Genomic DNA, 1,634 nt, shown 5'->3' with positions numbered 1-1,634 from the left:
CCCACGGTCATTCTCAGAACGTATTAAACTGCCTTAAGATGATCAAAGAAAAGTATCCTGATCTTCAGGTAATCGCTGGAAATGTGGCTACGGGTGCCGCCACGAGAGACCTGATCGAGGCGGGTGCAGATGCGGTAAAGGTGGGTATCGGCCCTGGTTCCATTTGTACCACCCGTGTGGTTGCGGGCATTGGCGTACCGCAGATCAGCGCCGTTATGGACTGCTATGAGGTGGCCAGGGAGTATGGCATTCCCATTATCGCAGACGGCGGTATCAAATATTCAGGCGACATTACCAAAGCCATTGCAGCAGGCGGCAATGTGTGTATGATGGGAAGCATGTTTGCTGGCTGCGAGGAGAGCCCTGGGGATTATGAGCTCTTCCAGGGAAGAAAGTACAAGGTGTACCGTGGCATGGGCTCTATTGCGGCTATGGAGAATGGAAGCAAGGACCGCTATTTCCAGGAAAATGCCAAGAAGCTGGTTCCGGAAGGCGTGGAAGGCCGGGTTGCCTACAAGGGTAGCGTGGAGGATACGGTGTTCCAGCTGATGGGCGGTCTTCGCTCAGGTATGGGCTATTGTGGCGCTGCCAGCATTGAGGAGCTGAAGGAGAATGGCAGGTTTATCAGAATATCTGCGGCATCCTTGAGAGAAAGCCATCCTCATGATATACATATCACCAAGGAAGCGCCCAACTACAGCGTGGATGAATAAAATAATAAGTGTGATATAAAAGCGGAAAACGTCCGCCTGGGCGCCATTGACTGTGATGCTCAGGCGGATTTTTTACATTAAGGGAAAATGGTTTTTACAGGAGGAAGAAAATGTTATCACTGGAGCAGGAATTGAAAAATAATGAATACCCTGGGAGGGGCATTGTGCTTGGAAAGTCTCCCAATGGAAAGTATGCCGTGGCCGCTTATTTTATTATGGGCAGAAGCGCAAACAGCAGGAACCGTATTTTTGTGGAGGATGGACAGGGCATCCGCACACAGGCCTTTGACCCTTCCAAGCTGGAGGATCCAAGTCTGATTATCTATGCGCCGGTAAGAGTGCTTGGAAACAAGACCATAGTGACAAACGGAGACCAGACGGACACCATTTACCAGGGAATGGACAAGCAGCTCACCTTTGAACAGTCCTTAAGAAGCAGAGAGTTTGAACCGGATGCGCCCAATTATACGCCCCGCATTTCCGGGATTCTTCATATTGAGGGCGGCCGCTTCAGCTATGCCATGTCTATTTTAAAGAGCAATCACGGTGATCCTTCCTCCTGTATCCGCAATACCTTTGCCTTTGAGACGCCGCTTGCGGGAGAGGGGCATTTTATTCATACCTATATGCACGACGGAAATCCGCTGCCCAGCTTTCAGGGAGAGCCTAAACTGGTGGCTGTTTCGGATGACATGGAAGGTTTTGCAGATATGCTGTGGGACAACTTAAATGCAGACAATAAGGTATCTTTGTTTGTGAGATATATTGACATTGCAACAGGAAAGTACACAACCATTATCAAAAATAAAAATCAATAGCAGAGGCGCTGCGCAAAAACAGCGGAGAAATGAGGGAAATTATGAAAGAAATCGAATTGAAGTACGGGTGTAACCCGAATCAAAAGCCTTCCAGAATTTACAT

Annotated in this window: 2 protein-coding genes; both read left to right on the top strand. The window is 48.7% G+C overall.

Annotated elements, in window-relative coordinates; translation table 11 throughout:
• Nucleotides 1-713, top strand: a 713-nt coding sequence (gene guaB / locus AC1WIP_RS15715; protein ID WP_481142709.1) for an IMP dehydrogenase, incomplete at its 5' end; no start/stop codon positions are given.
• Nucleotides 714-823: 110 nt separating this feature from the next.
• Nucleotides 824-1,531, top strand: a complete 708-nt coding sequence (locus tag AC1WIP_RS15710) for an IMP cyclohydrolase (protein WP_481142708.1) — start codon at nucleotides 824-826, stop codon at nucleotides 1,529-1,531.
• Nucleotides 1,532-1,634: the final 103 nt, after the last annotated feature.

It is taken from the genome of Acetatifactor sp. (assembly GCF_982438285.1).
This window is presented reverse-complemented; position numbering and strand designations above follow the sequence as displayed.

What these genes read in the sequence shown, in the direction of transcription:
- AC1WIP_RS15710 (WP_481142708.1), top strand. Translation starts at nt 824, where the DNA reads ATGTTATCACTGGAGCAGGAATTGAAAAATAATGAATACCCTGGGAGG.